The organism is Ruegeria sp. AB8 (assembly GCF_056542605.1).
Genome location: NZ_JBQGAB010000014.1, coordinates 1 through 25,564, shown reverse-complemented (window position 1 = coordinate 25,564; position 25,564 = coordinate 1). Strand labels below are relative to the sequence as shown.

25 protein-coding genes are annotated in these 25,564 nt (G+C 57.5%); 8 read left to right on the top strand and 17 right to left on the bottom strand.

Features of this window, described 5'->3' with window-relative positions:
• Complete coding sequence (locus ACR0CG_RS15120) at positions 1-456, top strand: Lrp/AsnC family transcriptional regulator (RefSeq protein ID WP_170616139.1); 456 nt, start codon at positions 1-3, stop codon at positions 454-456.
• A gap of 19 nt (positions 457-475) precedes the next feature.
• Positions 476-2,356, top strand: a complete 1,881-nt coding sequence (locus ACR0CG_RS15115; RefSeq protein ID WP_480525964.1) for a monovalent cation:proton antiporter-2 (CPA2) family protein — start codon at positions 476-478, stop codon at positions 2,354-2,356.
• A gap of 31 nt (positions 2,357-2,387) precedes the next feature.
• Here ACR0CG_RS15115 and cobT read toward each other — a convergent pair whose 3' ends face one another.
• Positions 2,388-3,401 carry a nicotinate-nucleotide--dimethylbenzimidazole phosphoribosyltransferase gene (cobT, locus tag ACR0CG_RS15110; protein WP_480525962.1) on the bottom strand — a complete coding sequence of 338 codons (1,014 nt, stop codon included), beginning with the start codon at positions 3,399-3,401 and terminating at the stop codon, positions 2,388-2,390.
• Positions 3,402-3,480: 79 nt separating this feature from the next.
• On the opposite strand from cobT, the gene cobS reads away from it, so the two are divergent.
• Positions 3,481-4,245 (top strand): adenosylcobinamide-GDP ribazoletransferase, encoded by a 765-nt coding sequence (cobS, locus tag ACR0CG_RS15105; protein ID WP_480525960.1) that lies wholly within the window; start codon positions 3,481-3,483, stop codon positions 4,243-4,245.
• On the opposite strand, the gene ACR0CG_RS15100 is transcribed toward cobS, so the two are convergent.
• From ACR0CG_RS15100 to ACR0CG_RS15075, 6 genes are all read right to left on the bottom strand, one after another.
• Positions 4,242-5,009, bottom strand: a complete 768-nt coding sequence (locus ACR0CG_RS15100) for a potassium channel family protein (RefSeq protein ID WP_170676650.1) — start codon at positions 5,007-5,009, stop codon at positions 4,242-4,244. The genes cobS and ACR0CG_RS15100 overlap by 4 nt on opposite strands.
• 118 nt (positions 5,010-5,127) lie before the next feature.
• Entirely contained in the window at positions 5,128-5,637 is a 510-nt protein-coding gene (locus ACR0CG_RS15095; RefSeq protein WP_170616131.1) for a CarD family transcriptional regulator, read from the bottom strand.
• A 282-nt stretch (positions 5,638-5,919) separates the two neighbouring features.
• On the bottom strand, positions 5,920-6,258 hold the full coding sequence (gene fdxA, locus ACR0CG_RS15090) for a ferredoxin FdxA (RefSeq protein ID WP_170616129.1): 339 nt from the start codon (positions 6,256-6,258) through the stop codon (positions 5,920-5,922).
• Between the two features lie 66 nt (positions 6,259-6,324).
• Positions 6,325-6,690, bottom strand: coding sequence for an RNA-binding S4 domain-containing protein (locus tag ACR0CG_RS15085; protein ID WP_480525957.1), 366 nt, complete (start codon positions 6,688-6,690; stop codon positions 6,325-6,327).
• 6 nt (positions 6,691-6,696) lie between these two features.
• Positions 6,697-9,504, bottom strand: a complete 2,808-nt coding sequence (locus ACR0CG_RS15080) for a helicase-related protein (protein WP_480525955.1) — start codon at positions 9,502-9,504, stop codon at positions 6,697-6,699.
• Positions 9,505-9,525: 21 nt separating this feature from the next.
• Positions 9,526-10,095, bottom strand: a complete 570-nt coding sequence (locus ACR0CG_RS15075) for a tetratricopeptide repeat protein (RefSeq protein WP_480525953.1) — start codon at positions 10,093-10,095, stop codon at positions 9,526-9,528.
• A 69-nt stretch (positions 10,096-10,164) separates the two neighbouring features.
• On the opposite strand from ACR0CG_RS15075, the gene ACR0CG_RS15070 reads away from it, so the two are divergent.
• From ACR0CG_RS15070 to ACR0CG_RS15055, 4 genes are all read left to right on the top strand, one after another.
• On the top strand, positions 10,165-10,455 hold the full coding sequence (locus tag ACR0CG_RS15070; protein WP_480525951.1) for an SCP2 sterol-binding domain-containing protein: 291 nt from the start codon (positions 10,165-10,167) through the stop codon (positions 10,453-10,455).
• On the top strand, positions 10,455-11,432 hold the full coding sequence (locus ACR0CG_RS15065) for an alpha/beta hydrolase (RefSeq protein WP_480525949.1): 978 nt from the start codon (positions 10,455-10,457) through the stop codon (positions 11,430-11,432). Before ACR0CG_RS15070 ends, ACR0CG_RS15065 begins: the two co-directional genes overlap by 1 nt.
• An 82-nt stretch (positions 11,433-11,514) precedes the next feature.
• A complete protein-coding gene (locus ACR0CG_RS15060; RefSeq protein ID WP_480525947.1) occupies positions 11,515-13,335 on the top strand; it encodes a M3 family oligoendopeptidase in 1,821 nt (606 codons plus the stop codon).
• Complete coding sequence (locus ACR0CG_RS15055; protein WP_480525945.1) at positions 13,332-13,568, top strand: hypothetical protein; 237 nt, start codon at positions 13,332-13,334, stop codon at positions 13,566-13,568. The genes ACR0CG_RS15060 and ACR0CG_RS15055 overlap by 4 nt, the downstream gene beginning before the upstream one ends.
• A 6-nt stretch (positions 13,569-13,574) precedes the next feature.
• On the opposite strand, the gene ACR0CG_RS15050 is transcribed toward ACR0CG_RS15055, so the two are convergent.
• The 5 genes from ACR0CG_RS15050 to ACR0CG_RS15030 form a co-directional block, all read right to left on the bottom strand.
• Complete coding sequence (locus ACR0CG_RS15050) at positions 13,575-14,471, bottom strand: DMT family transporter (RefSeq protein ID WP_480525943.1); 897 nt, start codon at positions 14,469-14,471, stop codon at positions 13,575-13,577.
• A gap of 19 nt (positions 14,472-14,490) precedes the next feature.
• A complete protein-coding gene (locus tag ACR0CG_RS15045) occupies positions 14,491-14,760 on the bottom strand; it encodes a DksA/TraR family C4-type zinc finger protein (RefSeq protein ID WP_321253515.1) in 270 nt (89 codons plus the stop codon).
• 66 nt (positions 14,761-14,826) lie between these two features.
• Entirely contained in the window at positions 14,827-15,801 is a 975-nt protein-coding gene (locus ACR0CG_RS15040) for a Gfo/Idh/MocA family protein (RefSeq protein ID WP_480525941.1), read from the bottom strand.
• Between the two features lie 210 nt (positions 15,802-16,011).
• Positions 16,012-16,914 (bottom strand): RNA polymerase sigma factor RpoH, encoded by a 903-nt coding sequence (rpoH, locus tag ACR0CG_RS15035; protein ID WP_170616109.1) that lies wholly within the window; start codon positions 16,912-16,914, stop codon positions 16,012-16,014.
• Positions 16,915-17,057: 143 nt separating this feature from the next.
• Positions 17,058-18,095: an RluA family pseudouridine synthase gene (locus ACR0CG_RS15030; protein ID WP_480525939.1), complete on the bottom strand. Its 1,038-nt coding sequence runs from the start codon at positions 18,093-18,095 to the stop codon at positions 17,058-17,060.
• Here ACR0CG_RS15030 and ACR0CG_RS15025 point away from each other — a divergent pair.
• On the top strand, positions 18,094-18,396 hold the full coding sequence (locus ACR0CG_RS15025; protein ID WP_480525938.1) for a DUF6476 family protein: 303 nt from the start codon (positions 18,094-18,096) through the stop codon (positions 18,394-18,396). The genes ACR0CG_RS15030 and ACR0CG_RS15025 overlap by 2 nt on opposite strands.
• A 6-nt stretch (positions 18,397-18,402) precedes the next feature.
• On the opposite strand, the gene ACR0CG_RS15020 is transcribed toward ACR0CG_RS15025, so the two are convergent.
• The 5 genes from ACR0CG_RS15020 to ACR0CG_RS15000 form a co-directional block, all read right to left on the bottom strand.
• Positions 18,403-19,383 carry a hypothetical protein gene (locus ACR0CG_RS15020; RefSeq protein ID WP_480525936.1) on the bottom strand — a complete coding sequence of 327 codons (981 nt, stop codon included), beginning with the start codon at positions 19,381-19,383 and terminating at the stop codon, positions 18,403-18,405.
• A 34-nt stretch (positions 19,384-19,417) separates the two neighbouring features.
• Positions 19,418-20,413 (bottom strand): glycosyltransferase family 2 protein, encoded by a 996-nt coding sequence (locus ACR0CG_RS15015; protein ID WP_480525935.1) that lies wholly within the window; start codon positions 20,411-20,413, stop codon positions 19,418-19,420.
• Between the two features lie 128 nt (positions 20,414-20,541).
• Positions 20,542-22,557 (bottom strand): hypothetical protein, encoded by a 2,016-nt coding sequence (locus tag ACR0CG_RS15010; protein ID WP_480525933.1) that lies wholly within the window; start codon positions 22,555-22,557, stop codon positions 20,542-20,544.
• Positions 22,554-23,495 (bottom strand): hypothetical protein, encoded by a 942-nt coding sequence (locus tag ACR0CG_RS15005; protein ID WP_170815668.1) that lies wholly within the window; start codon positions 23,493-23,495, stop codon positions 22,554-22,556. Before ACR0CG_RS15005 ends, ACR0CG_RS15010 begins: the two co-directional genes overlap by 4 nt.
• A 5-nt stretch (positions 23,496-23,500) precedes the next feature.
• A complete protein-coding gene (locus ACR0CG_RS15000) occupies positions 23,501-24,484 on the bottom strand; it encodes a glycosyltransferase family 2 protein (RefSeq protein ID WP_480525931.1) in 984 nt (327 codons plus the stop codon).
• Positions 24,485-25,564: the final 1,080 nt, after the last annotated feature.

Here is a 25,564-nt window from a genome sequence, read left to right as displayed (position 1 = left end):
ATGTTGGATGCCATGGACACACGCCTGCTGTCTGCGCTGCAAAAGAATGCGCACCTGACGGCACATCAGCTGGGTGAAATGCTGAACCTGTCAGCCAGTCAGGCAGGGCGCCGCCGACAAAGGTTGGAGGCGGAAGGATACATCACCGGCTACGCCGCTCGCCTGGACCCTTTGAAACTGGGACTGCACGTGCAGGGTTTCGTCCAGGTTCATCTGGGCACGCACGGCCCCGAACAATCTGCCAGCTTTGCCCGCATGATCGATGCGCGGCCCGAGATAACAAGCGCCTGGACGATGACAGGAGAGGCAGATTACCTATTGCACATATTCTGTGATGACCTTTCCGCCCTCAACCGCTTGCTTCATCAGGTGATACTGCCGCATCCTGCCGTTGCGAGGGTGCAAAGCCAGATTGTAATGGATCAACTCAAGCGCGACGCACCCCTTCCGACCTGACCGGGACACGAGGACAAACATGGACGATTTCCTTTACCAGGCAACGATCTATCTGGCGGCGGCAGTTATTGCGGTGCCGTTATCAGCGCGTCTGGGGTTGGGTTCTGTACTGGGGTATCTGGCGGCCGGTATCGTGATCGGGCCCATTCTGGGGCTGGTCGGTGCTGAAACCGAAAGCCTGCAGCATGTAGCCGAGTTCGGCGTCGTCATGATGCTGTTTCTGATCGGGCTGGAACTTGAACCGCGCGCCCTTTGGGATATGCGCGACAAACTACTGGGGCTGGGCGGTCTTCAGGTCGCAATGTCGACGGCGGTGATCGCCGGTGTTTCGATATACGCAAACCACCCGTGGACCGTGGCATTGGCGGTTGGTCTGACCCTTTCGCTGTCGTCGACGGCTATCGTATTGCAGACCTTGTCGGAAAAGGGGCTGATGCAGACCAATGGCGGGCGGGCCACATTCTCGGTTCTGCTGACACAGGATATTGCGGTCATTCCGATCCTTGCGATGCTGCCGTTGCTGGCCCTTCCGCGCGTTCCGCACCTTGAAGGCGACGGCTCTATCGACCGTGGCAATGTCGATGCGCATGGCGCGGCCCACCACAGCCTGTCCCTGGTCGAGGGCTTGCCGGGCTGGGCGGTCACGCTGGTCACGCTCGGCGCCGTTGCTTTCGTCATTCTGGCCGGTGTCTACCTGACCCGTCCCCTGTTCAGATTCATTCACGCCACGCGCCTGCGAGAAATGTACACCGCACTGGCCCTTATGATCGTTGTGGGAATTTCATTCCTGATGACACTGGTTGGCCTGTCGCCCGCTTTGGGCGCATTTCTGGCCGGCGTGGTTCTTGCCAGTTCGGAATTCAGGCACGAGATGGAAAGCGATCTGGAGCCGTTCAAAGGTCTGTTTCTTGGGCTGTTCTTCATCACCGTCGGTGCCGGGATCAACGTGGGCTATTTCTTCAACGATCCATTTGACCTGATCGGGCTAGCGCTTCTGGTGATCCTGGTCAAAGGGATCATCCTTTATATCGTCGGACGTGCCTTCAAGCTTCGCGGGCGCGATCACTGGCTGTTCACTCTGGGTCTGGCCCAGGCTGGTGAATTCGGTTTTGTCCTGCTGGCCTTTTCCACGCAGCAGAATGTCATCCCCACCGATCTTTCCCAGAAACTGCTGATGATCATCGCCCTGACGATGCTGATTACGCCGCTGCTGTTCATCATCTACGATCAACTCTCGCGCCGCATCGGTGATGTGCGCCCGCAGCCGGAACCGGACGAGATTGACGAAAAAGGCCCGGTTATCATCGCAGGCATAGGCCGCTTTGGCCAAATCGTAAACCGGCTGGTTCGGGCAAGTGGTTTCAAGACGGTCGTTCTGGACCACGACATCGACACGGTGCAGTTGATGCGCAGGTTCGGCGTCAAAGGGTTTCTGGGCGACCCGACCCGCCCCGAACTGCTGCGCGCGGCAGGGATCGAAAAGGCATCCGTTCTTGTCGCAGCCATGGACGATCACAAGCAGGTCACGCGGCTAGTTGGCTACGCAAGGCGACAACGCCCTGATCTGCACATCATCGCCCGTGCCTATGACCGCAACCACGTTTATGAGGTGTATCAGGCCGGTGCGAACGATATCGTCCGTGAAACCTTCGACAGCTCACTTCGCGCTGGCCGCTATGTCCTGGAGAACATCGGCCTCAGCGACTATGAGGCAGCACAGGCGGAACAGACATTCTATCATCATGACCGAATGTCGGTGCGCGAGCTGGCCGAATTGTGGATACCGGGCATGCCGACGGCCGAGAACAAGAAATACATCGAAAGGTCGCGCGAGCTTCAGAAGGAGCTGGAAACCGCGCTTTTGGAGATGGCTGAAGAAAACGCCAAGAAGTCTGCCTGACCCAGGCCCCTACCCGGGTCAGATACAGCGTTTAGCCGTCCGAGACACCGGCCTCGGCAAACGTTGCCATGCCCGAATGACAGGCGACGGCGCTTTTCAGGATGTTGATCGCCAGCGCACCACCCGACCCCTCGCCAAGCCGCAAGCCCAGGTTCAACAAAGGTTCTTTGCCAAGCCGCGCCAGGACCGCGCCATGCGCGCCCTCGGCGCTCTGGTGGCCGGCAATTGTGTGGTCCAGCGCCCCTTCGTTCACGTCCGCCAGACACGCGGCAGCCGCCGAACAGATGAAACCGTCCAGAATGACCGGAATCCTCAACACACGTGCCGCCGCGATGGCACCGGCCATGGCGGCAATCTCGCGCCCACCCAAACAGCGCAGGATATCCAGCCCGTCGCCAGCCTGACCATGCAGGACGACACCTTCAGCGACCACCCGGGTTTTGTTGGCAAGACCCGCATCATCAACGCCGGTGCCACGCCCGGTCCATTCGGCCGCCTCGCCTCCAAACAGGGCGCAGGCAATTGCGGCCGCCGGAGTTGTGTTGCCAATCCCCATCTCGCCAACCACCAACAGATCCGCCGTTGGATCGACTGCCTGCCAGCCTGTACGCAACGCTGACAGAAGCTCTTGCTCATCCATTGCCGGAGCTTTTGTGAAATCCGCAGTTGGCGTGTCCAGATCCAGCGCGTGTACGTTCATCGTCGCACCAGCCGATTTGGCCAGTTGGTTGATCGCCGCACCGCCATGCTGAAAATTCATCACCATCTGAACGGTCACTTCAGGTGGAAATGCGGATACGCCTTGCGCCGTAACACCGTGGTTTCCGGCAAAAACGATCACTTGAGGCGCGGAAATCTGCGGCCGGGCATCCCCACGCCATCCCGCATACCAGATCGCCAGATCCTCGAGCCGACCCAGCGCGCCCGGAGGCTTGGTCAGTTGGCCGTTGCGCTCGGACGCGCCAGTTGTTGCGGTTTCGTCCGGGCCGGGTGCAGAGCTCAGCGCATTCCGGAAAGTTTTCAGGTCGGTAAGTTCGGGCAGCATCGAAAGCCTCGTTGCATCAGAGTGGTCGTGTGTGTTTAACCGAAGCATCCAGACCAACAAGACCCCGAAAGGCGCGGGAGTGCACAAAAACGACACCAAACTCATTTCCGGCTGGGATATTCCCCTGGCATTGGTGCTTCTGACCCGCCTGCCCGTTCCCCGGCTGCCGGATAATGTATTCACGCGTCAGGCTCAGGCTGCTTGGGCTTTCCCGATTGCAGGGCTGGCCGTCGGAATAATTGCCTGTCTGGTGGGATGGATTGCCATCTCCCTCAACGTGCCGGCCCTTGTCTCTGCCGGGTTGTTGGTGGGAGTTCTGATTTCAGCAACCGGCGCAATGCACGAAGACGGGCTGGCAGACACGGCTGACGGGCTTTGGGGCGGGTTCACGCGGGACCGGCGGCTTGAGATCATGAAAGACAGCCATATCGGCACCTATGGTGTTCTGGCACTTTTGTTTTCACAATTGATCCGGGTGTTTGCTGTCGCATCCCTGCTGACGGCCGGAGGGATCAGCGCCATCCTGACCGCATGCGTGATGTCTCGTGCGATGATGCCCGTTTTGATGGCCATCTTACCAAATGCCCGTTCATCCGGACTAAGTCACTCTGTAGGTCGCCCCCGTTTGATGAATGCAATTGCAGGCCTGATTGTTGCTTGTGCAGTCTCTGTGGCGCTGATCGGTGGCTCTGCCTTTTTCCCGGCACTTTGCGCGGCGCTGATCGTCGGCCTGTTGGCAATCGTCGCAAAAGCAAAAATCGGCGGTCAGACCGGGGATATTCTAGGCGCGGCGCAGCAATTGGCCGAGGTCACGATCCTTGTTGCGTTGATCGCACGGATTTAGGCGACACCGCCGGTTTCAATCCGCAACACCTCACCGCAATGTTTGCAATGCACGGCATCCGGGTCGTGCCGGTAAAGTCCACAGTTTCGGCATTTATGCCTGACTTTCTGGGGCATGAATATCGCCTGCGCCAGCCGCACGAAAAGTGCGACACCGACCACCATGATGAAAACCGAGAACAGCTTGCCCCACGGTGTCGCCAGCGTGATGTCACCAAATCCTGTCGTCGTAAGCGTCGCCATTGTGAAATACAGTGCGTCAATGTATGGCGTCTGGCTGGTTTCCGGGATGAAGTAGACCAGAACTGCCGTCGAGGTCACAAACACAAAAACCAGCAGGTTGATCGCAGCAATCACTGCGTCTTCATGCGTTCGAAAAAAGGGGCTGTCGCGTCGCAGGTCGCGCAACAGATGATAGGAATGGATCAGACGTAGCGCGCGCAATATTCGAAGGAAGGCTAGGCTGCCGGTGAGGAACGGATCCAGGATCAATGACAGGATCACGACGATATCGGCCAGCGTGTAAATCTTGCGCAGCAGTCTTTTGCGATCCTTCGAAATCCAGAGCCGCGCCGAAAAATCCATAAGGATGATCAGGCCCACAATCATACTGACCAGAGTGATGCCGGGCCCATGACCGCCATGTGCGGTGGCAACAAAGAAGATGATCGTAGCAGCATCAAACAGGATCAAGGTATACCTGAACCGCACCGATATCGGGTCTTTTCCGATATAGAGGAACTTTATCGCTTGCTTTACCTTCACTGCCTATCCCCCTTTGTTCAGGGCAAAATTACTCTCAAACCCACCGGGGACCAAGCAGCAGAATAAAAAAAGGCCGCCCCCGATGAGGGACGGCCCGAAACCTGGTAGCCGATTGAGATCAGGCGGCACGCGACATCAGAACCTCGTCGACTTGCTTGGCAGCCGAAATCTCTCCATGCCCGGATACTGCGGCGACTTCGCGGGTCAGACGCTCGAGCGCGGCTTCGTAAAGCTGCCGCTCGGAATAGCTCTGCTCGCGCTGGTCATCGGTGCGGTGCAGGTCGCGAACCACTTCGGCGATCGAAATCAGGTCACCCGAGTTGATCTTTTGTTCGTATTCCTGCGCCCGGCGTGACCACATGGCGCGTTTGACCTTGGCTTTACCCTTAAGCGTCTTCATCGCCTGACTGATCACGTCCGGCGAACTCAGCGAGCGCAGACCGGATTCGGTGACTTTGTTGGTCGGAACCCGCAGGGTCATCTTATCTTTCTCGAATGAGATCACGAACAGCTCGAGCGAAAACCCCGCAACGTCCTGCTCTTCGATCGAGATGATCTGACCCACGCCGTGCGCAGGGTAGACAACGTAATCGTTAGGGCGGAACTCAAGCTTTTTCGATTTTGACATTCACTTTTTTCCTTCGTTGCGGACCGGGGTACAGACAACAAAAACACCACCACAGGGCACATCTAAGCCCCGTCTGGCGGCGGTTGTGTTGAAAACTCAGAACTCCAAAGCAAGCATACTTACGGAGCGCACCCCAATCTCGATCATCATGTAGGGAGATAGTATACCATAAAAAAGTGGCATCTGAAAGCTTACGCCGGGGAAATTTCGAAAAGCTGCTAGGGAATCAGAAGGATATCCCTCAATCTTTACAGATTCCCACCAAATTCCTGGACGAATCGCTTAACCGCCCTCACCCGGCGCTTCGGAGAAGTACTTCTCCATCTTGCCTTCTTCCCCATCACGTTCTTCCGCGTCTGGCAGGGGATCTTTCTTGGTTACGATCACCGGCCACTGCTCGGAGTATTTGCGGTTGAACTCGACCCATTCTTCCATACCCGGCTCGGTATCAGGCCGAATTGCGTCGGCGGGGCATTCCGGTTCGCACACGCCGCAGTCGATGCATTCATCGGGGTGGATGACCAGTGTGTTCTCGCCCTCGTAGAAACAGTCCACCGGGCACACTTCGACACAGTCGGTGTATTTGCAGGCGATGCAGTTCTCGGTGACAACATAGGTCATGGCGGCGTTCCCGTTTGCGGTTTGGGCGTCTAGCTAATTCAGTATGGCTTGCTCTTCAAGTGAGGATCAGCATTCCGTAGGTCGAGAAAGATCAAGTGCGCGCCGATCTTTCTTGGTTGGACGACCTTTTCCTTCAAAACCCGGATTACGCGGTGGTGCGTTCTGCTTTTCGGTCAGGTCCGAGTACAGCGTTTGCGCCTCGGGTGCCGGTCCCCGCCGTTCGCCCAGTTTTTCAACACGAACGACGCGCACGATACGCCCCTGAGTGAACGTCAGGACGTCTCCGGGGCCGACCGAATGCGCCGGTTTCACCACACGGTTTCCGTTTACCCGCACGTGTCCGCCGCTGACCTGCTTGGCAGCCAGGCTGCGGGTCTTGAAAAACCTCGCCTGCCACAGCCATTTGTCAATCCGCAGCCGGGCCTCGGCCATCTCGGGTCAGTTGCCGTCCTTCAAACCCATCAGCGCAGCTGCAAACGGGTTGTCAGGATCGATCGCCTTTTCCTTTTTCGGAGGACGGGAGGAGAATGTCTTGGAGCCTTGCGGCTTGCCGCCTTTCTTGCCGTGTGGTTTTCCACGGCCTTCCTGCGGTTTGCCACGCGGCTTGCCCTTGCCCTGCCCCTGCTCGCGGCGCGGGCCACGGTTCGGCTGCCGCTGACGACCCCAGGTGAAGGTGTAGAATACTTCGACCTCCGGCTCATCCGAAGCCGGTGCCTCGGCTGCCGCCTCGGTGCTTGTCGCGGCCTCGGCTGGCGCCTCGGCGGGTGCTGCGACTTCTTCGGTTGCCTCTTGGGGTGCGGACACTTCTTCGGCGACAGGTTGCTCGGCAGCATCTGTCGAAGGCAGTTCTGTTTCGACAGCCGCCGGTTTAACCTTTTCACGTTCGCCACGCTCGGCCTTGTAGCCCAGCCCCTGCATCAGGTCAGCGAACTGTTCAAGCGTCATACCGGTAATCGAGAGCATGTCGGGTTTGGCTTCGAACCCGCCGCGGCTGTCTTCTGCACGCAGCATGTCGGCCAGACGCTCCAGCATGTCGATACGGATCGAACGCTCGCCGGCATCCCTGTATCCGCACATCGTGTCGTACCCCTCGGGCGCGCCCTTGGCGACGGGCACAGTGACCAGACCCGGTGGAGGCGCTTCGGGAAACTCCTGCAATCCGCTGGACAGGGCCCACAAAACCAGTCGCAGACGCGTCGGTGCGGGTTTCAGCAGAAGCGGCATGAAGATTGTGAACTGTCCAAACCGAATGCCGTGCTTGCGCAGCGCGCCACGGGCGTCCTGATCCAGATCCTTAACCTCTTGCGCGACGCCGGCACGGGGCAGCACACCCAAGGCTTCGACCATGCGGAAGGCAAACCCCTTGGCCAGGCCTGACAGCTCTTCGTCGCGCGACAGGTTCAGCAGCGGTTCAAACAGCGCCGCGACCTTGCGGTCGATGAAGTGCTGCAAACGGCGCTGAACCTTCTGCTCCACATCCGGTCCCGCAGCCTCATCCACAAAAACCTCGACGACCGGCTTGAGAGGCTCCGCCCCTGCAACCAGTTTGCCAACGGCGTATTCGCCCCACATCAGGCCGCCCTGATCTGTGTAATCAATTTCAGTATCGGGCGCGTTGTAGAAGCGGTCGGCACGCAGATGGAATTGCGGCGCGAGAGCTTGCAGGGACGCCGATTTCAGAGCTTTAGCCTCGGTTCCTTGCGCGCTTTTGTCCGGGATAAACCGGAACCCTTCCAGACGACCGACGAATTCGCCTTCGACGGTCACTTCACCCTTGTCATTTACTTCGGCCAAAAGGGCCTCCTTCTGTTTGAGCCGGCGCAACAAAACGGATGTGCGCCGGTCCACAAATCTTTGAGTCAAACGTTCGTGAAGAGCGTCCGACAGCCTGTCTTCTACAGTGCGCGTTTCCTCGCGCCAATGGGATTCGTCACGTACCCAACCGTTTCGTTGCGCAACATATGTCCATGTGCGAATATATGCCAACCTTTTGGACAGCGCATCAATATCTCCGTCGGTTCGGTCGATCCGGCGGATTTGCCGCGCCAGAAAGTCATCCGGGATCGTTCCACGCTCGTGCAGGTAGTTGTAGATCACCTCCAACAGACTTGCGTGCTCGGCATGACTGATGCCACGAAAGTCTGGAATTCGGCAGACATCCCATAGCAAACGGATCGACGGACCGTCGCTGGCGCGCGCCGCTACCTCGGTCACTTGCGAAAGAGATTTCAGCACGTTCAGATCATCGGCTGGCCGCGCCTTGATGAGGTGTTCGTCGTTTGGGCTGACCTCAAGCGAGTCGATCAGCGCCTCGATCGAGCCGAATCGCAAGGCGGCGTTCCGCCAGTTCAGCTTTTTCATCGGCGTGAAACGGCTGTCCATGATCGCCTGCGCCACGCCATCATCCAAAGGCGGGGCCTCACCCGTTACGCCGAACGTGCCGTCGGACATGCCGCGCCCTGCCCGGCCAGCGATCTGGGCCAGTTCGTTGGGCGCCAGAGGTCGCATCCTGCGACCGTCGAACTTGGTCAGGGACGAAAACGCCACATGATTCACATCCAGGTTCAAACCCATTCCGATGGCATCAGTGGCGACCAGATAGTCAACCTCGCCATTCTGGTATAGCTCGACCTGCGCGTTGCGTGTACGCGGGCTGAGCGCCCCCATAACAACCGCCGCACCACCCTTTTGACGGCGCAGAAGTTCGGCGATCGCATAGACGCTGTCGACCGAGAACCCGACGATGGCACTGCGCGGAGACATTCGGCTAATCTTTTTCGAGCCGGAGTAGACAAGCTGCGACATCCGCTCGCGGCGGGTGAACTGTGCTTCGGGCACCAGCGCAGCGATGGGACCGCGCATCGTATCTGACCCTAGAAACAGCGTTTCACTGGTCCCGCGTGCGCGCAGCAGGCGGTCCGTGAACACATGGCCACGCTCGGGATCGGCGCAGAGCTGGATCTCATCAATGGCCAAAAAATCCGCGCCCATGCCTTCGGGCATCGCCTCGACCGTGCAGACCCAATATTGCGCACGCGGTGGCACGATCCGCTCCTCGCCCGTGACTAGGGCCACGACGGAGGGTCCACGGACGGCTACGATCTTGTCATAGACCTCGCGCGCCAGCAGACGCAACGGAAGACCGATCACACCAGTCCTGTGTCCCAGCATCCGCTCGATCGCGTAATGGGTTTTACCTGTGTTTGTCGGGCCAAGAACGGCCACGATTCGGGATGACCCGTTCACCTTTGCCCCCTGCCCCGGACCTTACAGCGCCTTGCCTTCGATCTGAGGCTTTAGACGAATCACGGCATTGGTTACTTCTTCGTGATGGGGATGTATAGACAAAGCGCGGGAATAGGCCTCGTACGCTTTTTCCGGCTGATCCAGCATCTCGAAGATCAGACCCAAGCCATAGATGGCCTCGTATTGGTTCGGGTTCAAGGATAGGGCATGTTCCAGATCAGCCGCCGCCATGCCAAAGCGTTCGATACCGAAAAACGCCGATGCCCGGGCGTGCCAGCCTTCGGCGAACTGCGGTGCGTGGTCGGTTAAAGCCGTCAGGTGTTCAATCGCCGCCTTGACGTCTCCGTCCTCAAGCGCCTCGCGCCCGCGTTCCAGCAACAGATCGGCCGAGGCCGAGCCGGATTGCGACCAGAGCGACTGCAACTGACGGTCAATGCTGATCGCCTGCCGGGGCGTGGACTGTGCCAGTTGCTCCAACAGCACGGATTCGTCCTTGGAGTCGGCTTGCTGGGCCGCACCAATGGTGGAAAACACCATCAGTGTTGCAAGTGCCGCGACGATACCTTTGAGATTGTGGTTTGCAATGCTCATAACATTGTTCAGTGTAGCGTTGCGACCGGGGATGTCCATTCTCGGCGCATAAACAAAATGAGGAAGATCATGAGCGAGATTCTTGAAAAGGCCGCAGCCGCGCTGAATGAAAAACTGGCCGGCGGGGCTTTTGATGCTTCGGCCAAATTCGCCATCGCAGATCTGGGTTCGATCGTTCTGGATGCAGACGGCGCGCGTGTCAGCGACGAAGACGCCGACGTGACCCTGAGCGCGGATGCTGATACATTCGAGCAGATCCTCAGCGGTGACCTGAACCCGACCGGCGCGTTCATGTCCGGCAAGCTGAGCGTGGACGGAGACATGGGGGTTGCCATGAAACTTGCCTCGGTGCTGGCCTGATGGACTTCTCGCCGGCCCCTTTGTTTGAAGCTGTGGCCGGCGCTCCTGCCGGTGGCAAGGCCCATTGGCTGGAAACTTCGGATGCCAAACGCATCCGTGTCGCGCATTGGGTGCCTGAAGACAGTGCAAATGGCACTGTGCTGATGTTTCCGGGACGCACGGAATATATCGAAAAATACGGAAACGCGGCCGGAGAGTTCACAAAACGGCACTTTGCCTTCCTGGCGATAGACTGGCGCGGTCAGGGACTGGCGGATCGCCTTCTGGACGACCCCCGGATCGGACATGTCGCGAAATTTCCGGATTACCAGAAGGACGTCCGCGCCGTTCTGGACATGGCAAAAGAACGGAACCTGCCAAAGCCCTGGTACGTGATCGGCCATTCAATGGGCGGTGCCATAGCGTTGCGGGCGATTATCGAGCAGAACTGCTTTGCGGCCTGTGCCTTCACCGGGCCAATGTGGGGCATTTACTTTTCGACGATCATGCGGCCGATCAGCTGGATGACGGCCTATTGGGGGCCGAAATTCGGACTGGGCGAGAAAACGCCTCCGACCACGACATTGGACAGCTATGTCACCATTCAGCCCTTCGAAGACAATATGCTGACGCGCGATCCGGATATGTACAGGATGATGCAGGGTCAACTGGCTGCGCATCCGGAAATGGCGCTTGGGGCGCCGTCGACAATCTGGCTACGCGAGGCGCTGACGGAATGTGATTGGCTGATGAAACAGCCTGCGCCGGATGTACCATGCCTGACGTATCTGGGCGGAAACGAACGGATCGTGGATCGTGATGCCATCCGGGCCCGAATGGCCAACTGGCCCAAAGGCAAGCTGATTGAAGTTCCCGAGGGCGAACATGAGGTCATGATGGAATCACCCGAGGTTCGGAGACCGGTCTTTGATCAACTTGCCGCGCATTTCAGGGCCAGCCAGCCAAACGCCGCACCTAATGCGGCTTTGCAAAGTTAATAGCCGATCCGTCACTCTGGCCGCTTGTGATCCCTGCCGACCGCGCCTAGATGTTTCCGAAAGCAGAACATCGAGGTGATCCATGCGCGACCTTCCCTTTCCCGTCCGTGACGCAAACGCTGTCGGCGGGTCTGACAATCTGGGCAATTTGCCGGAATGGGATCTGAGTGATCTGTACAAGGCGGAAGACGCACCCGAGATTGGCCGTGATCTTGAGTGGCTGGAGAAAGAATGCGCCTCCTTTGCCTCGGACTACGAAGGCAAACTGGCTGATCTGGATGCGGGTGAGCTGCTGCAATGCGTGCATCGTAACGAAAAGATCAATGCAATTGCCGGCCGCATCATGTCCTTTGCCGGTCTGCGCTACTATCAGCTGACCACGGATGCCGAGCGGGCCAAGTTCCTGTCGGACATGCAGGAAAAGATAACAATCTTTACGACACCGCTGGTATTCTTCACGCTGGAAATCAACCGCATCGATGACACCGTGCTGCGTGCCCATTTTGATGAAAACCCGGATCTGGCGCGTTACGAGCCGGTTTTCCGCCGTATTCGCGCGATGAAGCCCTATCAGCTGTCCGACGAGCTGGAAAGATTCCTGCACGATCTGGGCGTTGTCGGAGACGCATGGGAGCGCTTGTTTGACGAGACGATTGCCGGCCTCACATTCACCGTGGATGGCGAAGAGCTGAATATCGAAGGCACCCTGAACCTGCTGACCGAACAGGACCGCAACAAACGCGAGGCTGCGGCACGGGAACTGGCTTCGGTGTTTCAGGAGAATGTCAAAACCTTCGCCCGGGTTCACAACACGCAGGCCAAGGAAAAGGAAATCGTCGACCGCTGGCGCAAAATGCCCACCGCGCAAACCGGGCGCCACCTGTCGAACGATGTCGAGCCCGAGGTTGTCGATGCCCTTCGCGAAGCGGTGGTCGCCGCCTATCCCAAGCTGAGCCACCGCTACTACGAACTGAAACGCAAGTGGCTGGGTCTGGACGTGATGCAGGTTTGGGACCGCAACGCACCCCTGCCGATGGAAGACACGCGCACCGTGAACTGGGCCGATGCCGAGAAAACGGTGATGGACGCTTACAACGCGTTTGACCCGCGCATGGGTGAGATTGCAGCACCGTTCTTCTCAAAAGGCTGGATCGATGCCGCCGTGAAACCGGGCAAAGCCCCCGGCGCCTTTGCCCACCCAACAGTCACCGACGTGCATCCTTACGTGATGCTCAACTATCTGGGCAAACCGCGCGACGTGATGACACTGGCGCATGAACTGGGCCATGGCGTACATCAGGTGCTGGCCGCAGGTCAGGGCGAAATGCTTTCGTCAACACCTCTGACCCTGGCCGAGACCGCTTCGGTGTTCGGCGAGATGCTGACCTTCCGCAAGATGCTGGATCAGGCCGAAACGCCAGAACAGCGCAAGGTGCTGCTGGCCGGTAAGGTCGAGGACATGATCAACACCGTCGTCCGCCAGATCGCCTTCTACGACTTCGAATGCAAACTGCACGCCGCCCGCCGCGAGGGCGAACTGACACCGGACGACATCAACGCCCTTTGGATGAGCGTTCAGGCCGAAAGCCTTGGGCCCGCGTTCGAATTCATGGATGGGTACGAGACCTTCTGGGCCTATATCCCACACTTCGTCCACTCACCGTTCTACGTCTATGCCTATGCGTTCGGCGACGGTTTGGTGAATGCGCTTTATTCCGTTTACGCCAGCGGCTCGGAAGGGTTCGAGGACAAGTATTTCGAGATGCTGCGTGCCGGCGGATCAAAACACCACAAGGAACTGCTTGCTCCGTTTGGCCTTGATGCCAGTGATCCCAAGTTCTGGGACAAGGGCCTGTCCATGATCTCTGGCTTCATTGACGAACTTGAGGCGATGGAGGGGTGAGCACCCAATCCACAGGGCGTTGGGCCGCATTGAAGGCGCGCCTGCGCCCTGCCATGAACCGAATTCGCCGAACCGTGCCACGTGGCTGGCGGATCATTGTGGGCATCTTGCTGATACTCGGCGGTGTTCTTGGGTTTCTTCCCATTCTAGGCTTCTGGATGATCCCGTTGGGCATCATGGTGGCGGCAATGGACATCAATCTGTATCGGCGATGGCGTCGCAAATCTAGCTAGGTTTCCTTAGTCTTTCTCATTTGATTTGGTCGTGAGGAATATGGCCAGGACGATCAGCGCAGCGCCTATTGCAGCCAGCGGTGTGATGGCCGCCCCCAGAAACAGTGCTGAGTTGATGAAGGTGAACACCACAGAAGCGGCGAACATCAAAGTGGCCGTGAGGGTCGAAACCCGCGCTGCCGCTTCGTACCAAAGGTAGTAAGCCAACGCCGTTGGCAACACACCAAGAAGTACCAGAAAAACACCATCGTTTGCTGTCGGCATCTGAATTCCGAACAGGGAAAGCGGCAACAGAATAACGCCTGAACAGATGAATATCCCAAACAGGAAATTCAAACGTTCGGGCGTGGATTCAGAGGCTCTCATGGCCCGGCTGCTGGAAATCAGGAACACGGCCCAGCTTAGGCCAGCACCGATTTCCATCACATCGCCAAGCAGAGGCTCTCCGCCACCTTCGAAATCCTGGTAGACCGTCAGAAACACGCCAAAGATCGCCAATACCGTCGCGAGAACTTCGGTCCGGCCAACTGGTGTGTCCGCGAAAAAGTAGAGAAACACCAGAACGAAGAAGGGCGCTGTGTTTTCCAGCACCATCGCGTTGGCCGCGCCGGTATGCTCCAGTCCGATGTGGAACAGAATGTAGTTCACCACCGTCGACAACACAGCCAGACGGAAATTCCAGTCCCCAAACCAGATCGAAACTGACGCCCCCATCGCACGCAACATGCAGTAGATTGCGAGTGCGGCGATGAACAACCGCGTCGTGGCGATCTGCATTCCACCCAGATCACTGGTCAGATAGCGAACGATAACGCTGTGTGTGCCCCACAAGAACGCAGCCAAAAAGCCAAGGACCAGACCGTTTTGCAGGAGGGATACGTGCTTGGCAGAGTTGTCTTGCAAGGTGCCGCTCCGCTGGAACCTACTTCAGCTGACTGTCTTTCGACCCGCGCCGATTGATGCCGCTGCGGGCTTTGAACGCCCCGTCACGATCCTGCTGACAGTCCAAGCACAGTTTCACCCCCGGGATCGCATTGCGCCGTTTCTCGGGAATTGGCTCTTCGCATTCAGCACAATGGGTCAGGCTTTCACCCAAAGGGCGTTTTTGCGCCTGCATCCGTGCAAGCTCATCGGATATTGACGCCTCAATCTGTTCACTTACCGCGCCATCGCGCGCCCAACCGCCAGCCATAGTGCACCTCCTGAATGGGTACCCGACAGGCTAACCGAGGCTCGCCATGGTAGGCAAGTGGGTGGATCAGAGCGGTACGGCCAGACTGAAAACCTGATCGATCATTTCTTGCGTTCCCCGCGAGAACTCAAGCGGGCATGGGTAGTCAGCCTCTTCCCGAACAGACCGGCAGAACGCTTCGACCTGGAGTTTGTAGTGATCATCCGCCGGGAAACGCGTAACTTGCACTTCCAGCCCCGGGCGATGCAATTCGACACGGGCCTCGCCAAAGACCCGGGCGTTGAATGGCGCTGTCAGCCGGATCACGCCGCCTTCGCCATGAAATACCATCTCCTGATGCGGGTGCATGCGGATCGAAACATAGCTGGAATATGTAAAGTCAGGGAATTGCGCCCGGATTTCCGTAAACGTGTCGATACCGTCCTGCCAGCGAATTGCCGATTGTACCGAGACAGGCTCTTGCCCCGTCGCAAAACGTGCGCCGCCGATAACGTAGACGCCAATGTCCCGCAATCCACCACCCCCCGTTTCCGCGCGATTACGGATGTTCGTCGTGTCCGCCCGGTTGTCGAAGCTGAAGGCCCCGGTCACATGTGCCAGCTTTCCGATCGCCCCGTCGGCAATCAGCCTTTTCGTGAACTGCCACTGAGGGTGGTGCACGATCATATAAGCTTCGGCTGCTAACAAACCGGTCTGATTCCGTTTTCCGATCAGGGCGTCGAATTCTTCGCCCTTCATGGTCATCGGCTTTTCGCACAGCACATGTTTTCCGGCATCAAGGGCTTTCAGGCTCCATTCGACATGCAGGTGATTGGGCAGCGGGATGTATACCGCGTCAATCTCAGGATCCGAGAGAAGCGCATCGTAGCTGTCATAGACCGCCAGATCCGGGCAGAACTGCTGAAACGGCTCAGCTTTGGCAGGGTCTGAGGTTGCCAGCCCCGACAGTCTTGCCCCGTCTGCGGCATGAATGGCAGGTGCCATAAACTGTCGTGCGAATTTGGCGGCACCCAGAATGCCCCATTGAACCGGCTTTTGCATCGTGAACTCCGAATACTGTCCTGCTGAAATGTTGCAGCCTCGTCGCAAGGCTGGGTTCAGCCTGCGTCGGTGTACCTTTAGCAGTGAATCACGCCCAAGTCAGGCAAATCCAGCCATTTTTCTAAGCTGAACAAATCGAAACCGAGTCCTGCAGCGCAGGCACGAAAAAACCGGCCGGAAAACTCCGGCCGGTCCGCTAAGGCTGTCCGGTTAGCTGTAGCTGTTTCCAAGCATGCCCTTTTCACGGGCCAACTCGCGCATCTTTTTCTGCAGCTTCTCAAACGCCCGCACTTCGATCTGGCGAATGCGTTCGCGGCTGACATTGTACTGCGTGCTCAACTCTTCCAGAGTCACGGCCTGATCCATCAGGCGTCGCTGGGTCAGGATGTCCTTCTCACGATCATTCAGCACGTCCAGCGCAGCGCTCAGCAACTCGCGGCGTGCTTCCAACTCGTCGCGGGCTTCGTAGTCACCGGCCTGGTCGGCATCTTCATCCTCAAGCCAGTCCTGCCACTGCATGGTACCTTCGCCTTCGGACCCAACGGTCGCATTCAGCGAGGCATCCCCACCTGACATACGGCGGTTCATGCTGATGACTTCCTCTTCGGTCACGCCCAGATCGTTGGCGATCTGCGCAACATTTTCAGGACGCAGGTCGCCCTCTTCCAGCGCACCAATGCGGGCCTTCGCCTTGCGCAGGTTGAAAAACAGCTTTTTCTGCGCCGAGGTGGTGCCCAGTTTCACCAGCGACCAGGACCGCAGGATATATTCCTGAATCGAGGCGCGGATCCACCACATTGCATAGGTCGCCAGACGGAATCCTTTTTCCGGATCAAAGCGTTTGACGGCCTGCATAAGGCCCACATTCGCCTCGGAAATCACCTCGGCCTGCGGCAGGCCATAGCCGCGATAGCCCATGGCGATCTTGGCCGCCAGACGCAGATGCGATGTCACCATCTTATGCGCCGACTCGGTATCCTGTTCTTCCACCCAGCGCTTGGCCAGCATGTATTCCTCTTCCGGCTCAAGCAGGGGAAACTTGCGAATTTCCTGCATATAGCGGTTCAGGCCGCCCTCGGGCGTCGGCGCGGGGAGATTTGCGTAATTTGCCATGTTTCATGTCCCTCCGACAAATGTTTAAGTATTTAACATAGGATATGGGTAAGGAACCCTGTCCATTCAAGAGGTGCTGCTAACAGTTTGAGATTAAACTTTGATAAAGGAAAGATAAGAAACTCTTACTCACAGGGGTTTGCTTATTGTGTCAGCGGTGCGCGCAGCCGTTCTATCAGGTTTTCCATATCATTCGGCAAGGCGGCTTCGAACCGCAGGTTTTCGCCACTGACCGGGTGTTCAAACCCCAAAACCGCGGCATGCAGCGCCTGACGCGGAAAAGCGCGGACAGCTTCGGCCGTCGCCAGATCAAACGCGCGAGTGGCCAGTTTGCGCTTACCGCCATAGACCGGATCGCCGACCAACCCGTGGCCCGCATGTGCCATATGCACGCGAATCTGGTGTGTACGACCGGTTTCCAACCAGCACTCGACCACGGACAGAGACGCGGGCGCGCCAAATGTTTCGACAACCCGGGCGCGCGTGACAGCGTGGCGGCCGCCGTGAAAGTACACGGCCTGTTTTTGCCGGTCCGTCTTGTGCCGGGCCAGTTGCGTGGTCAGGCGCATGACATTGCCCGGTTCGAAACTGACACCTTTGACGCCGCGCAGGCGTGGATCGTTGGCGTCCGGCACTCCGTAACAAATCGCGCGATAATAGCGCTCGACACTGTGCGCTTCGAACTGCGCCGCCAGACCGTGATGCGCCGCATCCGATTTGGCGACGACCAGCAACCCGCTGGTTTCTTTATCGATGCGATGCACAATGCCCGGCCGCCTGACACCGCCGACACCGGACAGATCAGTGCCGCAATGAAACAGAAGCGCGTTCACCAACGTACCACTGGGCGAACCCGGTGCCGGGTGAACGACCATGCCCGCAGGTTTGTTGATCACGACCAGATCAGCGTCTTCGTAAATGATGTCCAGCGGGATGTCTTCGGGGCCGATATGACTGTCTTCGGCTTGGGCAACGGTTACAACGACCTGCGCGCCTTCCGTGACTTTTGCCTTGGGATCGGCCACCACGACACCATCGACCTGCACCGCCCCCTCGTCGATCAGACGCCCCAGGCGTGTACGGGACAGGTTTTCTTCCGCTGGCACATCCCGCGCAAGCGCCTTATCAAGACGTGGCGGCGGAGCGGCCGCGATCTGAAACTCAATCTGCCGGGTGCCCATGACTGTCCCTTCCGAACCCCAAGAACCGCAGGAAACGCCCCAGCTTAAACTGCTGCGGCGCATGGTCATGTTGCTGACCGTGGTGATGATTGGCGGGGTTCTAGTGACATTCGCGCTGATTGTCATCCGGCTATCGGACCGAACCCCCACCCTGCCCGACCAGATCGAACTGCCGGACGGCGCCAAAGCACAGGCCTTGACCATCGGAAACAACTGGTACGCGGTTGTAACGGACGACAACCGGATATTGATATTCGACAAGACAACCGGGCGGCAGAGGCAGGAAATCGTTGTCGAATAGGCGCGATCACTCTTCAAGCGCCATTCGGAAAACAATCTCTGACGCCAGCCGCAGCGCTTCGTATTCTTCAGGCGAGTCGCGGCGGAACTGTAAATCGGCGTCACTCAATTGCACGGGCGGGAACAACTGATCGCGGTCCGGGAAAAATTCCTGCTGAAAATCAGTGTCCTGTGCGGCCAGATGTTCGTCCAGCCACAAACGCTCTTTCGGTTCCAGCACGTCATTTCGCCGGATCATTACCGGATCGTCGACAACGAGCCGCCGCAGTTGTCGGGTTCGCTGGCGCCCGATGGACCGGGCCAGAATCCCGAAAGCCTCGCTTGCCGCGCGGGACTGTGAAGGATTGGACGGCAGATTTGCCGTGCTACCCTTGGGAAGCGTGACACCAATGCGTGAAATGAAATCGTCCACGATATTTCCATTGGCCATTACGGACCGATCATACAGGAAAGGCGCGACCGTCACGCCGGGAAACGCGCTTCGGATTCGGGTCAGCATGGCGCTGTAACTCAGCCGCTCGGGGTTTTCGGCGATCTCGTCCAAACGAGCGCGGATGTATTGCGTTCCGCCAGAGGGCAAGCGACCATTCTTTGCCCGCTGCTTATAGTCCGCCTCCCAAAAGTCGGAATACCGCCGACAGTAGAAGGTAATGCGCATCTGCCGGGCCGGAATATCGGAAAAAATCTGCGCCAGCCGGTCCAGATCTACCGAATAAAGCATCTCGGACGAGACCAGGCAGGTTTTATACTTGTGCGCCTCGTATTCCAGAGCCATGGCTTCGCGGAACCCGTCTGTCGGCTGCTGCGTCTGGTTTATGTGGAAGGCGATGATATTGTGGCTGATCGTCAGCCGGCTGTTTTCGTGGCGCCGGCGACCGGTTTCCATGTATCGCAGCCCGGCCTTTTCCAGCATTCCGCCGTTCGTGCGAACAAAACCCTGCAAGGCGGTTGTGCCGGTCTTGGGCATCCCGATATGAAGCCAAAGCATCAGGCGCCTCCGCAAACCTGAAAAAGAACCGTCATCACACCTTCCCGGCTACGGCACCGTCAGTCATCTGCTGCATCAGATCCTGCATCTCGGGGACTTCCCGCAGCTGCGCGATTTGCTGACGGTGAAGATCACAGGTCAGATGATGCAGTCGGGCGGTTTCAGGGTCAGAAAGCATGTCGTAATAGAATTCGCGTTTGCGGTCAGCAACGACATCGATCGCGCTGTCCGTCTCGGCATTCTGGTTCATCATGTTCCAGTATTCCATCCCCAGGCTTTCGCCCAGATGATGAGCGCGACCGCGCATCTTCTTGACCAGATAGCTTTCGCAGGACTTCAGCGCGTAATGGTTGACCTGAACGAACTCGTACCCGACGGAATCGCGGGCGGACCGCCAGCTTCTTTCGTAATAACGGTCGGGCATCAACTGACCCGATCCGTTGTACCAGTGGCATTCCGCCATGGTTTCGACCGTCGGGCGCTTGGGCCGGTGAACCCCCAACCCGTCCCAGAGTTCGCGCTGAAACATGGTCTTGAATCCCCACGCCTGAAACGGCCGGATGGTCATTTCGCGCGCGGCCTGTCTGAACTGATCCGACAGGAACCGATCCTCGTAACGCACAACACCCGCATTTCCGAACAACCGCCATGTCATCGAAATCGTGCGGGCGTCCGGAATAGCCTCGGTCAGGGCGCGCAGTGTGTGATCTCCGGTCTTGACCACGATCTGTTCATCCGCGTCGATCACGACAACCCAGTCTTGCGGGCGGGCAACTTCCATTTTCAGAAACGTGTTATAGGCCCGTTTCTGCGGGCTGGTCTTCCGGCGTGAATTGTTGTCGACATGGGTCAGAATTCCACGCTCGTCCAACCTTTGCAGCAAAGCGTCCGTCCCGTCGGTACAGTCATTGGTCATAACCACTTGATGATCGACACCAATGGCCCGGTTATGCGCCACCCATTCCAGAACAAACGGCCCTTCGTTCTTCATCGGGGTCACGCTGACAAAGCGTGGGTCCTGTTCATTCATGACTGACTGCCCTTTGTTGGTTTTATTGTCCCGGTTTCGGCGGATACATCACCTGTTAGTCCTACACGAGTTTTCACATATTTGAACCTGCCTTCAAGCCGCCCAAACGCTGTCATCCTCCCGCCCGGTCAGGTTTCTGTTCGTTTCAGTTGATTGGCGAACCGCTTGTATGGCGGGCAGAGATCCCGTGCCTTGCGCAGATATCCGGCGGCTTTTTTCTTGTCCCCCCGCCTCAGCAACAACTGACCGGCCGCCCCCTGAATCGCCGCTGTATTGTCGTCAAGATCCGCCGCCTCGATGATCTGGTTTTGCCCCTGCTCGGACGCGCCGATCCGTTCCAGCAAGCCACCCATGGCAAACACCAGAAAAGGATTTCCCGGATCATTTCCAACAGCCTCAGCCATCTTGAGCCGCGCCTGAGAATAATCACCATCCGCCTCGTACAGCTCGGCCAAACGTTTGAGATACAGCGTGTTTTCAGGGCGAAGGCTTGATACGTTCCGGGAAACATCTATTGCTTTTTCCAACGGCAGATCATCCAGCCGAAACCGAAGGATTGTAGAAAAGCTCTGGTACTCCGGGCCATGAAGCGGCACCTGCATCTTCTCCGACAGGTTTTGCATGTTGCCCAGCCAATCCTGCAACATAACCAACCTGTCCCTGCTCGAGTTCAGCCGGCGCGCCTTTTGGTCGAGTGCGAGATCGCTCCAGTCCAGCAAGATCACATCAAAGTTGCAGGGAAGGCGTGATAATACCCGACGCTGAGCGACATGGGCATTGAAGTTGAACCAGGATCGGCGGACCGCTTTTTGAATGGTCCAGTCCACAGGCGGCATCGCCCGATAAGAAACCTGATCCCGAAACACCAGTCGCGAACCAAATATGATGACGTCGGGCCTCAACGGTTTTGCCCAGAAGGCCCGAGTGAAAGCCTGTGCTGCAAGCCACCGCTTTTTCTGACTGCCCAGAATTGCGGCCTGCAATGCGCAGGCAACGGCGTGATCCTCGGGCCAGATATGGGGATTTGCCAAGGCTTGTTCTGTCAGCCTCAGCGCCTCTTTCCAGCGGCGCAGGTAAAAGCAGTTCAGCGCATTCAACAACGGCAAGAACGCGTTGTCCGCCCCGGCTTCAAGCAAGGACTCCGCAAACTGGCGTGACTCTTCTGCCCGGTCTTCAGCCTGGAGCGAGAACAAGTGGAACGTCGCCTTGGCATAGATATGTGCAGCCTCTGACGCGTTGATAAATCCGTCCGCACCCTTGCGCAGCCGATCCACTGTCTTTTCGTTGGCCTCACTTATTTCCTGCGGGGACAAAACATCGCGAAACATCTTGTTCTCCTGCCCGGAAAGCCTGGCCGCCGCCATCGAAAATGCCGATACCGGGGGGGCAACCACTTGGTCCGCCCGGGACATTGTATAAAGCTCCAGAAAATCACGCTTGGCCCGGGTCTTCTCTGAAAGATCTGCGATGTCCGACATCCGCATCAGTTGCGGATAGCGCTTCTGAAACCGGGTGATCAGCTCCGGCTGATCCGAAAACATGATCGCCGGATTGTCGGCGAACTTGTCCAGATGGGCTTCGTACAGCTCCTCGGTCTCAATCTTCGCGGGCCAGGTTGAGTGTTTCCACGGCAACCCGTTCAGAATGTCGCCCCGGCGGATGTGGTAGGCTGACACCCCCTGCCCCGACAACGCCTGGTCCGCACGATCCATGATGGCGCGGATTTCGTCGGTGAAGCCGATCCGGTTAATGAACTCTCGATAGCGGGGGCGGATCGTTTCAATGTCTTCCCAGGGGAACGTCAGAATCTGGAACCCCTCCTCGACCAGAACCGCACGCCCGGCGTCCAGATGCTTGATCAGCCGGTCCGGTGTCTTATCGTTCTGAAATTTCCAGATCGGTTGGGCTTTTTGTGACAGCGCCTCGAACGCGTCGGTATCCAGGAAATGGTTCGCCATCCACGCTTGGGAAAACAGTTCTTGTGGATATTCCAACTCAGGTGCATCCGCGCCTTGCGGGAACCAGTTCACCCGATAATCAGTATCGAAATCCTCGGCCAGGCGAATACATGTCAACAACATCAACAGGCGCGCGCCCATCCTGTCCTTGCGTTGACCGATAAAGACCCCCCTGCCTGGGGTCATGAGGTTGCCTGGGCAGTGTCGGCAGCCGCTTGCCTGCGAAGGGCACGAAATCTCTGACGTGCTGCGTGTGCCAGTTTCGGATGCCGGTCACGGCTCATCTCTTCCAGTCTGTTCATGTAGACCGGCAAACGCTTGCGCGCCCGGATCATCCGAAAAAAATCTGCGGCCTCAAGCGAGCCGTCCATCGCCCCCAGCATAACCGGTTTGAGCAAATCGAGCTTTCGCAGCATCGGGGCCGCGAAATGGTTCGAACACCAGGTCTTCAGCGGGATGACATTTCCCCCCTGCAAGCGCGCCGCCTGCTGCCGGTCCAGATCGAAAAAGGGATCAAAGGCCACATAAACCCGTTTCGCGGTTTTTATGGTTTCGGCAGTATCGCTGAGCGGCAGATCCCAGTCCTGAACCCGACCGAACCGGTATCGGGTTTCCCATGGCACCAGCCGTTCGTCCAACGTTGTCTGCGGGTTGAAGGCAATCACCGTCGACCCAGGCACCAAAGCGGAAAACGCCAGTGCGCCGTAGCCCCCCATGGATGCACCGGCAAAAACCACCTGATCGAACTGGGCAAAAAAACCTTCGCGGGCCTTTCCTTCCAGATACGAAATGATTTCCGTGTCGCGATACCAAGCCTTGGTCCGGGCAAACACCCCAAGATGAGACCACCCTTCGTCCCTGAAAAACTTCCAGCCCCATGGTTCGCGCGCAAAAGACAGGTCGTTGGCATTGGCAATGTTGTCAAAGCTTACAATCAGGCGAGAGGTCGATCGGTGGTGAAACAGAAACGCGTGGCGTTCAAGTTTCTGCAGAAAGCCCCTGCCTTCGCCGCCCGGATACAGTTCCACAAACCATGGCGGTGCGGGGTCGGTCAGGATGCGTTCGTACCCTGTCTTGCGGTCAGGGTGTTCGGGCTTCAGTTGCTCTTTGGACAGGTCGGTCATGATGCTCAAACAAGATTGTCCGCAAGCCAGGACCGGAAGTCCACCCAGTCCTTGCGCATTTTGATTTCCTGAACTTTCGACGTGTGCCAATTGCAAGCCTGTTCGTGCAGGCGGGCCAATTCCTCATCCGCCTTCAACTCGGCCAGCAAGGGCGCGGCGCGGCGGGCCGCCGGCAGGATGGACTGGTCCATCTCTTTGTTGGCATTCATATCCATCCAGTAGGATTGCCCCTGATCCACCTTGATGTGATTGGTTCTTCCCCGATCCCGCTTGATCAAAAAACCGTCCATCGACCGGACCGAGTAGTGGTGAATCCGACCAAAGCTGTGATCGAAGTTTCGCCAGGCTCGCCAGCCGACCTTTGCCGCAGGGAACAGATTGCCGCTGGCATCCGACCAGGCAATGTCGTCCTCTTTTCCTTCTTCAATGCCTTTTGGTCTGTGTGGACCGAACCGGGTGAATTTTCCGTTATTGCGAAACAGCGTCTTCAAGCCGAAAGCACGGCTGGAGTGATACGGGAATTCCATATCCGCCATCACAAACGCCTCGGTCACGGGCCGGTCTTCAAAGCTGATGTTTCCGGCGCTGCCAAACAGCTTCCACGCGAACGAGATTGCATCCACTGTCTGCCCCGCGCGATGTTCCACCTGGGAAATCAGAGCGCCAAAGCTGTTGTCACCGCAACGGATGTTCCAGAATTCATCGACATCCAGACACAATAACCAGTCAGACTCCTTGACTTTGGGCTGGCGCCGCGACCGCCGCAACATCTGGTGCTGAGGGTTTCCCCCTTCTTTCACCTCGTTCGACACATGTGTCGCAAGCCCCAGATCCTGCAACCTGCGGGCCATTTCGTCAGTACCGTCCTCACAATCGTTGGTGAATATCACGAAGTGGTCGATGCCCAGACTCCGATGAAAAGCCAACCATTCAAGCATATAGGGGCCTTCGTTTTTCATCGTCGTAAAGATGGTAATGGTCTGTGACATTCAAGCCGTTCCCAATCTGAATTGCCCACTGTCTTACACAAGCACGCAGAACGGGGCGAGACGGGAATCGAGCAAACCGGCAATCCCGAACAAACTGATGCACCTTCGCACTCGCCTTTGAAAGGGATTGGGTACCAAAAGAATCCCAAGCAGCCACCAGATCCATAAGATCTGCACTCAGCCAAAAACAGCACCAAACGTTCATCAAATCGACAAGGTGAAAGCCTTCAGAGTGTTGCTCGGTGTATTTTGCGCTAACGCACGCCTTGAACCGAAGTCTCAATGCGGCGTGGGGATTGGTGTGTCTGGCCCGGCACCAGCAAAGCCGCCACGTTGCGCCCGAATTCGCGGGTTCGCGATTTAACGGTGTTAAAACTGAATTCAATGATCAATCCAAACGGAGCAACGCAAAGCACGACCAGAACCGCGATAGGAACGGAAAAACTGCTTTCAACGCCGGAATATGGTGCGGTCGAGAAGCATCTAGAACAATCGAACTAGCGCCCATGAATCCTTATTTTTATAGGTAAACCCCTATAGGGCAGCCTTCATATTTTCCAAAATGTGTGCTGTCCTGAGTGGTATTGTGTGTTGTCTGTTTTTGTCAATACACGCGTTGAAATGTATCGGCCCGTAGAATATTTCGGCCCAGAAACACTCTACATACTGCAACCAAGTAAATATTGGGTATTTCAAGAAGTGTTTCAGTGTCCTGCGGCTAAGTTCTCTATGCCGACGAGGCGAGGTGAGGTGAGGTGAGAGGCCCGATCTGGTTGATTCTCATAGCAATCCCCCTTCTTTGATTTGCCGTGTAATGGCCAAATTATGATCCCAAATTGCTTGGCATGTTGATTGTTGATTTGATGACGAAGCCCTTTGGGCGGAGGTTGCATGCGTCATTTTGCGGCCTCCGCCTCTTTGCTATTGGGAAGAAATCCCCGGGGCTGAGCGAAGTTCCTTTCCTTCCGCGAACACTAAGATTTCTTCTTTGCTAGGGTCAGGACCCATTGATTTCCGCGTGGCTGCGTGAGTCACGGTTCGAAAATCGGGCGGTGACCATGTCTGATCTTTTTTGGCTGA

Coding starts and splice junctions, on each gene's coding strand:
- ACR0CG_RS15120 (WP_170616139.1), top strand. CDS start 1: ATGTTGGATGCCATGGACACACGCCTGCTGTCTGCGCTGCAAAAGAAT.
- ACR0CG_RS15115 (WP_480525964.1), top strand. CDS start 476: ATGGACGATTTCCTTTACCAGGCAACGATCTATCTGGCGGCGGCAGTT.
- cobT (WP_480525962.1), bottom strand. CDS start 3,401: ATGCTGCCCGAACTTACCGACCTGAAAACTTTCCGGAATGCGCTGAGC.
- ACR0CG_RS15095 (WP_170616131.1), bottom strand. CDS start 5,637: ATGTCAAAATCGAAAAAGCTTGAGTTCCGCCCTAACGATTACGTTGTC.
- fdxA (WP_170616129.1), bottom strand. CDS start 6,258: ATGACCTATGTTGTCACCGAGAACTGCATCGCCTGCAAATACACCGAC.
- ACR0CG_RS15085 (WP_480525957.1), bottom strand. CDS start 6,690: ATGGCCGAGGCCCGGCTGCGGATTGACAAATGGCTGTGGCAGGCGAGG.
- ACR0CG_RS15075 (WP_480525953.1), bottom strand. CDS start 10,095: ATGAGCATTGCAAACCACAATCTCAAAGGTATCGTCGCGGCACTTGCA.
- ACR0CG_RS15070 (WP_480525951.1), top strand. CDS start 10,165: ATGAGCGAGATTCTTGAAAAGGCCGCAGCCGCGCTGAATGAAAAACTG.
- ACR0CG_RS15065 (WP_480525949.1), top strand. CDS start 10,455: ATGGACTTCTCGCCGGCCCCTTTGTTTGAAGCTGTGGCCGGCGCTCCT.
- ACR0CG_RS15060 (WP_480525947.1), top strand. CDS start 11,515: ATGCGCGACCTTCCCTTTCCCGTCCGTGACGCAAACGCTGTCGGCGGG.
- ACR0CG_RS15045 (WP_321253515.1), bottom strand. CDS start 14,760: ATGGCTGGCGGTTGGGCGCGCGATGGCGCGGTAAGTGAACAGATTGAG.
- ACR0CG_RS15040 (WP_480525941.1), bottom strand. CDS start 15,801: ATGCAAAAGCCGGTTCAATGGGGCATTCTGGGTGCCGCCAAATTCGCA.
- rpoH (WP_170616109.1), bottom strand. CDS start 16,914: ATGGCAAATTACGCAAATCTCCCCGCGCCGACGCCCGAGGGCGGCCTG.
- ACR0CG_RS15025 (WP_480525938.1), top strand. CDS start 18,094: ATGACTGTCCCTTCCGAACCCCAAGAACCGCAGGAAACGCCCCAGCTT.
- ACR0CG_RS15030 (WP_480525939.1), bottom strand. CDS start 18,095: ATGGGCACCCGGCAGATTGAGTTTCAGATCGCGGCCGCTCCGCCGCCA.
- ACR0CG_RS15020 (WP_480525936.1), bottom strand. CDS start 19,383: ATGCTTTGGCTTCATATCGGGATGCCCAAGACCGGCACAACCGCCTTG.
- ACR0CG_RS15015 (WP_480525935.1), bottom strand. CDS start 20,413: ATGAATGAACAGGACCCACGCTTTGTCAGCGTGACCCCGATGAAGAAC.
- ACR0CG_RS15010 (WP_480525933.1), bottom strand. CDS start 22,557: ATGACCCCAGGCAGGGGGGTCTTTATCGGTCAACGCAAGGACAGGATG.
- ACR0CG_RS15005 (WP_170815668.1), bottom strand. CDS start 23,495: ATGACCGACCTGTCCAAAGAGCAACTGAAGCCCGAACACCCTGACCGC.
- ACR0CG_RS15000 (WP_480525931.1), bottom strand. CDS start 24,484: ATGTCACAGACCATTACCATCTTTACGACGATGAAAAACGAAGGCCCC.